Source organism: Phenylobacterium sp. (genome assembly GCF_030681155.1).
Classification (GTDB): domain Bacteria; phylum Pseudomonadota; class Alphaproteobacteria; order Caulobacterales; family Caulobacteraceae; genus Phenylobacterium.
Genome location: NZ_JAUXXE010000013.1, coordinates 20,439 through 30,000 on the forward strand (window position 1 = coordinate 20,439; position 9,562 = coordinate 30,000).

A 9,562-nucleotide genomic window follows, 5' to 3' on the forward strand; every position below is an offset into this window, starting at 1 on the left:
AAAAGCAACAGGTTAGTTTTTCTTCTGACAATCCTGCCGATTTATCCTCGGGGCGGTACGCTGCATTCGTACATATTTGTCTGATACGTCAAAAATATATGCTTCAAGACCGAGTATTTCAAGATTGCAACTCAAGAAACATCGCTCTGGCCCTTGGGGCGAACTCCACGGATGATCGCCATACTCGAACAAAGACAAGCGCCACATTTCAATCGTGACGCCGGTTCGAGGGGGAAAGGAAACATCTATGTTGAAGAGCAGTTATTTCTGCGGTGGGTCAATTTTGGCCGTCGCTCTGGCGTTCGGGGTGTCGGGTTTCGCCGCCGCCCAGGAGACTACGGTCGAAGAGGTGGTGATTACCGGCTCATTCATCGCCGGCACACCTGAAGACGCCGCGCTGCCCGTGGACGTCATCAGCTCTAAGGAGCTTGAGGCCCGTGGTTCGCCGACCATGGTGCAGTTCATCAAGACAATCCCGTCGTCGGGCGCGGTCATCGGCGAGAACAACCGCTTCGGCTCGGGATCGGGCGCGGCGACGATCAACCTTCGCAATCTGAACTCGCCTTCGACCGGGTCGCGCACCTTGGTGCTGTTCAACGGCCGCCGGGTGCCTGTGTCACCCCAAAGCCTGAACTCGGTCGATATCAACCTGCTGCCAACCGCGGCGATCGGCCGGGTCGAGGTGCTGAAGGACGGCGCGGCGGCGACCTATGGCTCCGACGCCATCGGCGGCGTGGTCAACTTCATCACCCGCACCGACCTCGATGGCTTCGAGGTCACAGGCCAGTATCAGGCCATCTCCGGTTCGGACGGCGACTACGAAGGCAGCCTCGCCTGGGGCAAGAAGTGGGACAATGCCGACGCGCTCGTCACCATCGGCTATCGCCATCGCTCGCCGCTGGCGATCCAGGAACGTGACTGGGCGCTGCGCACCGGCGTCGACGGCTTCAAGGAAAACCCGCTGGGCGGCTGGGCCAGCACCGGCAACCCGGGGCAGTATAACTACGCCACGACCGCGCCGGTCGGATCTCCGAACACCGGCTTCACCTCGGCCAGCTTCACGGGCGGCCTGCCGGACATCGGCTGCGCGGCCAATGGCGGCGCGCCCTACAATATCAGCACCGTGATCGGCCTGCGGTCGATCGTCCCCGACGCGAACTCCTGCCAGTTCCAGTACACGGTGTTCGACAACCTCATTGAAGAGGAAGAGCACTTCCAGGCGTACGGGAAGTTCAACTTCGACATCACCGAGAAGCTCTCGGCCAATGTCGAAGTGCTTTACGCCATGCACGATACGCCCAACCAAAGCTGGGCGATCACCGGGCCGAACCAGTTCCCGACGCCGTTGCTGGCCGGCGGCACTTCGCCAATCCCAGCCAACCCGCCGTCTGACCAGGGCCGCTTCTATATCCCGAGCAGCAACCCCGGCCTGCAGGCGCTGATCAGCCAGATCAGCAGCGCCAACTGCAACGGCACAGTCCTGCCCTACGGCGTTGATGCGGCGTCCTGCGCCACCGGTCTGGCCCAGGCTCGCCAGGGCCTCGCCAGCGCGGCGGCCAACGGTGTGGCGACCAGCCAGACCTCGTGGCGTCCGATCGGCTTCGCCGGCAACCCGTACACCGAGGATAAGCACGCCCACTACAGCTACAAGGTCGACACCTTCCGTGTCGCCGGCGGCTTCAAGGGCGAGATGGACAACGGTATCGGCTGGGATCTGGCGCTGACCTATCAGCAGCAGGACTACACGCGGGTTCAGGAAGACATCTCGGTCAACCGCTTGCAGCAAGGCCTGCGTGGTTTCGCCAGCCGCGCTGGTTCGGCGGACCAATGCACCGCCGCGGAAACCGCGAACTTCACGACCAACGCGGGCAACGCGAACATCGGGTGCTTCTACTTCAACCCGTTCACCAACGGCATGGCCCAAAGCCTGTCGAACGTTCCGGCCAACCCCTTCTACATCGGCAGCAGCGACATCCCCGGCTTCAACGACGCGGCCGCCAACCGCGCCGCGGTCGTCGACTGGATGGACGAACGGCTGGTGAACAAGACCTCGACCCGCATGTTCGTCGCCGATCTGGTCACAAACGGCGAGCTGCCTATCGAACTGGGCGGCGGGGCGATCCGCTGGGCGGCCGGCGGTCAGTATCGCTATGACCGTGTCTCGCAAAACCCGGACAGCATGCACGACGTCGACGCCACGCCTTGCGTGGACTCGCCGCCGTTTGGCGACGGCCAGCCGTTCTGCCTCGTTCCGACCGGGCCGTTCCTGTTCAACGCCAACCTGGCGCAATACGACGTGTCGCGTGAAATCGGCTCGCTGTTCGCCGAAACCCTGCTGCCCATCACCGATGACCTCGAACTGACCCTGGCGGGCCGGTACGAGTATTCGGCGTCCACGGGCGAGACCTTCAACCCGAAGGCTTCGGTCCGCTGGCAAGCGATGGACTGGCTGGCCTTGCGCGGTTCAGTCGGCACGACCTACCGGGCGCCTTCGGCGGTCATCACCACGTCGAACTTCACGCGTGGCCTGACCAACGCGAACGGCACGTGGCGCGCTAACGACCAGTACGGCAACCCGGACCTCGATCCGGAAACCGCGTTCACCTACAGCGTCGGGGCCATGGCCAAGATCGGCGTCTTCCGCGCCACGGTGGACTACTGGAACTTCGACTTCGAGGACCAACTGGTTCTGGAATCGGCGACCGACATGCTCGCGGCCATGTTCCCGGGCGGCGCGGCGACCAACTGCGCCAATCCGGCCTATGCCGCGCTGCAAAGCCGCTTCACCTTCACCACCGCCGGCTGCGGCCGGGCGAATGTGCAGTCCTATCGGACCCAGTACATCAACGGCGGCCGGGTGAAGACGTCGGGCGTCGACTTCCAGTTCAACGTGGATGTTGGTGAAGTGCTCGGCGGTCAAATGACCACCGGCGTCGATGGCACCTACCTGCTGAACTACGACGAAGATCCCTATCAAATCGAAGGCATCTCCGCGCCGGCGGCTGGAACCCAGAAGCGAGCCGGCACGTACCGCGCCTCGATCTTCACGGGCTACAACAAGCTGCGCGCAAACGCCTTCGTCAACTGGTCGAGCGGCATCCACAACCTTCGCTGGCAGGTCCGCCACACCAGCTCTGTCACCCAGATCGAGACCAACTCCATCGGTCTGGCCCTGGCGACCAAGGGAACGACCAAGATCCCGGAATACTGGCAACATGACCTGACGTACCGGGCCGAGCTGCCTTGGGACACGACGGCCACGCTCAGCATCCAGAACCTGTTCGACGAGGATCCGCCGTTCGCGATCGGCACGCAGTACAACTACGACCCCTCCAGCGCCAATCCGCTGGGCCGGGTTTATGCGGTCGCCCTGAAGAAGCGCTTCTAGGTTTCTTCAAGACCGATGATATCGGAGCGCCGTCCTCGAGAGAGGGCGGCGTTTCTTATTGGGGGTATGGGGCGTCAGATCGCTGTCGCCCCGGTTCGAGCGCGGCTTTCGTGCAACACTTGGCCGCTAAGCTTCCGCTAGGTGAGCTCTCATCGGGCTGAAAAGCGTCCCACAAGGCCCTCGGCTAACGCCCCTGCGGACCCCAGGTCGATAGGAAGGCTTCTGAGCTGAAACCTTGGCTGAGCCTCGGTTTTCCAGGTCTAATCGCCATTAAGATCAATCCGAACAATGTTTTGTAATCGGCGATCACCTTGACCGTTGGGTGTTTTTGTTTCCGACAACACCGATATGTTGCATCGCTGAAAAGTATCTAGCGTCCGGCATATCGCTGTTGGATGATCTTTCAGCTCAGGAGACGAGAAGCTCGCGCGGTCAGATGCGGGCGGCTCCCGAGGGGGAAGGAAACCAATGTTGAAGAGCAGATATTTCTGCGGCGGCTCGATTCTGGCCGTCGCCATGGCAATTAGCGCCACCAGCGCCGCCGCCCAATCTAGCGGCCCATCCACGGTAGAAGAGGTCATCGTCACCGGCTCATTCATCGCCGGCACGCCTGAAGACGCCGCTCTGCCCGTGGACGTGATCAGTTCGAAGGAGCTTGAGGCCCGTGGTTCGCCAACCATGGTGCAGTTCATCAAGACGATCCCGTCATCGGGCGCCGTGATCGGTGAGAACAACCGCTTCGGTTCCGGCTCAGGCGCGGCGACCGTCAACCTGCGCAGCCTGAACTCGGCGGTGACCGGGGCGCGAACCCTGGTGCTGTTCAACGGCCGGCGGGTGCCGGTGTCGCCCCAGGGTCTGAACTCGGTCGACATCAACCTGTTGCCCACCGCCGCCATCGGGCGGGTCGAGGTGCTGAAGGACGGCGCGGCCGCGACCTACGGCTCCGACGCCATCGGCGGGGTGGTCAACTTCATCACCCGGACCGACCTCGAAGGCTTCGAACTGACGGGTCAGTACCAGGCGATCGAAGGTTCGAACGGCGACTACGAAGCCTCGCTGGCGTGGGGACACAAGTGGGAACGGGCCGACGCCTTGATCACCCTGGGCTATCGGCGGCGCTCGGAGATGTCGATCTTCGAACGCGATTGGGCGATCCGCACCGGACCCGAGGGCTTCCTGGAGAACCCGCTGGGCGGCTGGGCAGGCACCGGCAACCCAGGCGGCTACAACTACGCGGCGACCGCGCCCATCGGATCGCCGAACACCGGCTTCACCTCAGCTACTTTCGCCGGGACCCTCCCGGACATCGGTTGCGCGGCCAATGGCGGCGCGCCGTACAGCCTGACCACCTTGATCGGCGCCCGAGCCGTGGTGCCCGACAGCAATGTCTGTAATTTCCAGTACACGAGTTTCGACAATCTGGTTGAGGACGAGCATCACTACCAAGCCTACGGCAAGTTCAACTTCGATGTGACGGACAACATCCGCGCCAATATCGAAGTGCTGTACGCGATGCACGAAACCCCCCTGCAGAGCTGGGCGGTGACCGGGCCGAACCAGTTCCCGGCCCCTCAGCTCGCCTCGGGCGCCTCGCCCGGCGGCGGGGTCTCGCCGATTCCGGCCACGGGCACCGGCGAGCAGTCGCGCTTCTACATTCCAAACACCAACCCCGGCCTTGTGGCGCTGATCGGTCAGATCAATTCGGCGAGCTGCAGCGGCCCGGTTCTACCCTATGGGGTAAACGCGGCGTCCTGCGCCGCCGGCCTGGCCACGGCGCGGGCCGGCGTAGCCAGCGCATTGGCGAACGGCGTGGCGGCCAGCCAAAGCATCTGGCGTCCGATCGGCTTCGGCGGCAATCCATCCACGGACGATGAGCACGCGCACTACACCTACAAGGTGGACACCGCGCGGGTGTCGGGCGGCTTCACGGGCAAGTTCGACAACGGCATAGGGTTCGATGTCGCGCTGACCTACCAGAAGCAGGACTACAACTATAGTCTCGAAGACTTGGCGGTTAACCGGTTGCAGCTGGGGCTTCGTGGCTTCGCCAGCCGCGACGGGGCGCCCGATCAGTGCACCGCGGCCGAGACGGCGAACTTCACCGCCAACGCCGGCAATGCGGCGATGGGTTGCTTCTACTTCAACCCCTTCACAAACGCCTTCGACGAGAGCCTGGCCCAGGTCGGACCCAACCCGTTCCATATCGCGAACAGCGCCATTCCCGGCTTCAATGATGCGGCGGCCGCCCGCGCCGACGTCGTCTCCTGGATGAGCGCGAAGCAGTACAACGAGATATCTTCAGAGCTGTTCGTCGCCGACGCGGTGATGAACGGTGAACTGCCTTGGGAACTGGGCGGTGGCGCAATCGCCTGGGCGGCGGGCGGGCAATTCCGCTACGACCGGACCATTCAGGACCCGGACGTCCTCTACGACGCCAACGCCACGCCCTGCGTCGACTCCCCGCCGTTTGGGGACGGCGCGCCGTTCTGCCCGACTACGGCCAACGGACCTTTCCTGTTCAACGCCAACCTGCGGCCCTATGACGTGAACCGGAAGATCAGCTCGGTCTTCGGCGAGATGCTGTTCCCGATCACAGAGGACCTGCAGCTGACCGTCGCCGGCCGCTACGAGTACTACGAAAGCCAAGGCGAGACCTTCAATCCCAAGGCCTCGATCCGTTGGCAGGCTCTGGACTGGCTAGCCCTGCGCAGCTCGGTCAGCACCACCTATCGGGCCCCGGCCGCGACCATCACCACGACCAACTTCACGCGTGGCCTGACCAACGCCAACGGCACCTACCGGGCCAACGACCTGTTCGGGAACCCGGACCTGGAGGCTGAAACGGCGCTGACCTACAACGTCGGGGCGGCGGTCGACTTCTCCCGGTTCCGCGCGACGATCGACTACTGGAACTTCGACTTCGAGGACGCGCTGACCTCGGAAGCCACCGCCGACCTACTTAACGTCATGTTCCCCGGCGGTTCGGCGACCGGCAATTGCGGCCAGGCGGCCTACGCCGATGTCCAGGCGCGGTTCACCTTCTCCGGAGCCTGTGGACGCGCCAACATCCTGTCGTACCGCACCCAGTACATCAACGGTGGCCGGGTGAAGACTTCAGGCGTCGACTTCCAGGCCAATATGGACGTGGCCGAACTGTGGGGCGGCGACCTGACCGCCGGCTTCGACGGCACCTATCTGCTGAAATACGACGAGGCGCCCTACACGATCGAGGGCTTCCCATCGAACGCGGCGGGTGTGCAGGAACGGGCGGGCACCTACCGGGCCTCCCTGTTCACCGGTTACAACAGGCTGCGCGCCAACGCGTTCATGAACTGGTCCGGTGGCATCCACAACGTCCGCTGGCAGGTCCGCCACGTGTCCTCGACCACCCAGGTGGAAACCAACTCCATCGCATTGGCCGCGGCGCTGAAGACCTCGATCAAGATCCCGGAATACTGGCAGCACGACCTGACCTATCGGGTCGAACTACCTTGGGAGACGACGGCGACCCTGACGGTCCAGAACATCTTCGACGAGGACCCGCCGTTCGCCCTGGGCACCCAGTACAACTACGATCCGGGCAGCGGAAACCCGCTGGGCCGCGTCTATTCGATGTCGCTCAGGAAGCGTTTCTAGGTCGCAAGACTGTCCCGTTCGGAGTGTCGCTTGGCGCTCCGAACGGTCAGGCTAAAAGGGCGTCGTCCGTCAGGGCGACGCCCGATCTATTTGCGGTTCAGGGCCGGTCGCGGGGGCGCAGCGCCTCGACTTCCTCGGCGCTCAGCTTTGTCACCATCCGCACGGGGCATCGCTGCTGCCCGGTCGGGCCGCGGGTGACGACGGTGGCGCCCGTGCCGGTGCAGATCGACGAGCTGCCGCGCGAAACCAGCGCGATCTGGTTGTTCCAATTGATGTCCGGGCAGGTTCCCATCAGGTCGAGCCGGTAGATGTCGCGCGCCCCCACCCGGACATGGACCGTCTGGGTGTCGACCACGGTGAAGCCGCGGGCGCTGTTGGCGAAGAAGCACTGGCGATTGGGGTTCGAGGCGCGCGGGCTGTCGGTATCGTTGCTGGCGCATGCGCCGACCAGAAGCAGGGCGGCGCTCGCAGCGGCCCAAACTGAAGCCGTTGTCATATCAACTCCCTTGGCGAGTTATGGCTTTTGGTTCTCGTCCAAGGTGACGGTGCGACCCCGTCGCTCGGCTCGCAAGCGGAATCGGGCCGGGACTACGACCTCTGCGACCGCTCCAGGCAGCGGCGAAGGCGCGCCTAGCACGAGAGCCGCAACATGCTCGGCTAGCAGCGGGGCGAGCGAAAATCCCCGCGAGCCGAAGCCGGTGAGGAGATAGAGGCCGGGCGCGTTCTCAGCCGCGCCGGCGGTGGGCAGGCGATCAGTGGTCGTGGCGCGAACGGAGGCGCGGCCCTCCAGTGGCGCGGCCGCCAGCTTCCCCGCCAGGCCGGGCAGGGCGGCGGCCAAGGTCGCGCGGTTCCTCACGTGATCGGCCTCGCGCACCTCGTCTCCGGTGTCGTCACGGTCGTGGGTGGCCCCGAACAGCACGCCGTCACGGGTAGGGATCGCATAGCCGCCCCAGGCGACGGCCTGGGCTATCGACACCCCCTTGATCCAACTGGCCTGGCCGCGAACCGCGCCGAGTTCGAGAGGCGGCCAGAGCGCGGCGCTGGCGGGGCCGGCGGCCAGGACCACAGCGTCGACGGTCGCGATCAGCTCGCCCCCGAGATCTCGCAGCGCCCAGGCGTCATCTTCGCGATTGATCGCCGCGACCTTGGCGCTGGTGATCGGTCCCGCCCAACGGGGCAGTATCGCCTGGGGCTCGATGACCAGCGCGGGGATGAGGTCGAGGGCGGAAGGCGCGGCCTCGCCCAGTCGCGCGGTCGCCTGGCCTGCGTCCAGGGGCTCAAGGGCTCTGGGTTCGAAGATGTCGGAGGCGGCGATCTTGGCGAAACGCGCTTCGTCCTTTTCCGAGGCGGTCAGCTGGATCACGCCGCTGGAGATGATCGATGCGGGTTCTGCCCGGTAGAGATCGACCGCGCGCGCGAAGGCCTGGGCCCCCAGTTGGGCGACAGGGCCGAGGCCGGCGTCCAGGCGCGGGGTGACCAGGGCGGCCGGATTTCCAGAGGCGCCGGATCCCGCGCCCCCGGCGTCCAGCACGGCGGGCTCGCAGCCAAGGGCGCGCAGGGCGCGCGCGGCCGAGGCTCCGGCGATGCCGGCGCCGATCACCGCGACGCGGGGCATTGGGCGGTCGGTTGGAGTTGCGCCGGCCAGCCTGGCCTCCAGCCGTTGGCGCTTGCGACCGAAGCCGGGCATCTTTTCGACCTCGAAGCCCGCGGCGGCGAGACCGCGTCGCACGGCTCCGGCCACGGTGAAGGTCGCCGCGCGTGCGCCGGGGGCCGAGCGGGCGGCGACCAAGGCCATGATCTCTTCGCGCCACATGTCGGGGTTGAGCGCCGGCGAAAAGCCGTCGAGGAACCAGGCGTCGGCCCAACCGCTCCAGGCGGCGAGCGCGCTTTCGACGTCCATCACCGCCAGGTCGAGGGTGGCGCGAGCCTCCGGGAAGTCGACGCGGTGGAACCCCTTGGCCTGACCCGGCCACCGCGCGGCGAGCAGGTCGGCGAGATCCTTCAGTTCGGGCCAATGAGCCAGAGCCCGGTCCGCCTCGGCGGCGGTGATCGGGTGAGCTTCGATGCTGAAGATGTGAAGGTGCGCGCCGGGCGCAGACGTGCGCCGCCAAAGATCGAGCAGGGCTAGGATATTGAGACCGGTGCCGAAGCCGAGCTCTCCGACGCAGAAGGCCGAGCGGCCTTGCCAGGCGCCCGGCATGCCGCAGCCCTCAAGGAAGACCGCGCGGGTCTCGGCCAGCCCATCCTCGGCGGAGAAGTAGACGTCGCCATAGAGGCGGGAGCGGGGCTGCCCGTCGGGCGTCCAGGTGAGGGGAGATTCGGCGCTCATCTAGGCGTTATAGCGCGCAAACGAAAAGGGCCGCCCCGAGGGACGGCCCTTCGCTACCGAACGCAAGAATGCGTTCGAAAGACTTACTTCGTGGCCGGAGCAGCGGCGGCGTCGGCCGGAGCGGCCGGAGCAGCGGCGGCGGCAGCAGCGTCGGCAGCGGCGGCCGGAGCGGCGGCAGCGGCGTCGCCAGCGGCCTTCGAGGCGTCGGC

Annotated in this window: 4 protein-coding genes; 2 read left to right on the forward strand and 2 right to left on the reverse strand. The window is 65.5% G+C overall.

Going from position 1 to position 9,562, the window contains the following annotated elements:
• Positions 1-247: 247 nt before the first annotated feature.
• Positions 248-3,388, forward strand: a complete 3,141-nt coding sequence (locus Q8M13_RS02305; RefSeq protein ID WP_305298002.1) for a TonB-dependent receptor domain-containing protein — start codon at positions 248-250, stop codon at positions 3,386-3,388.
• A gap of 468 nt (positions 3,389-3,856) precedes the next feature.
• Positions 3,857-7,024, forward strand: coding sequence for a TonB-dependent receptor (locus Q8M13_RS02310; RefSeq protein WP_305298003.1), 3,168 nt, complete (start codon positions 3,857-3,859; stop codon positions 7,022-7,024).
• Between the two features lie 97 nt (positions 7,025-7,121).
• Here the strand turns inward: Q8M13_RS02310 and Q8M13_RS02315 are convergent, their stop codons facing one another.
• The gene (locus tag Q8M13_RS02315; protein ID WP_305298004.1) at positions 7,122-7,520 is read right to left on the reverse strand and encodes a DUF6491 family protein; all 399 of its coding nucleotides are present in this window, start codon (positions 7,518-7,520) and stop codon (positions 7,122-7,124) included.
• An 18-nt stretch (positions 7,521-7,538) separates the two neighbouring features.
• Positions 7,539-9,353: a tRNA (5-methylaminomethyl-2-thiouridine)(34)-methyltransferase MnmD gene (gene mnmD, locus Q8M13_RS02320; RefSeq protein ID WP_305298005.1), complete on the reverse strand. Its 1,815-nt coding sequence runs from the start codon at positions 9,351-9,353 to the stop codon at positions 7,539-7,541.
• Between the last annotated feature and the right edge of the window lie 209 nt (positions 9,354-9,562).

Excerpts from the sequence above, each read along its gene's own strand:
- Q8M13_RS02305 (WP_305298002.1), top strand. The coding sequence starts at position 248 with ATGTTGAAGAGCAGTTATTTCTGCGGTGGGTCAATTTTGGCCGTCGCT.
- Q8M13_RS02310 (WP_305298003.1), top strand. The coding sequence starts at position 3,857 with ATGTTGAAGAGCAGATATTTCTGCGGCGGCTCGATTCTGGCCGTCGCC.
- Q8M13_RS02315 (WP_305298004.1), bottom strand. The coding sequence starts at position 7,520 with ATGACAACGGCTTCAGTTTGGGCCGCTGCGAGCGCCGCCCTGCTTCTG.
- mnmD (WP_305298005.1), bottom strand. The coding sequence starts at position 9,353 with ATGAGCGCCGAATCTCCCCTCACCTGGACGCCCGACGGGCAGCCCCGC.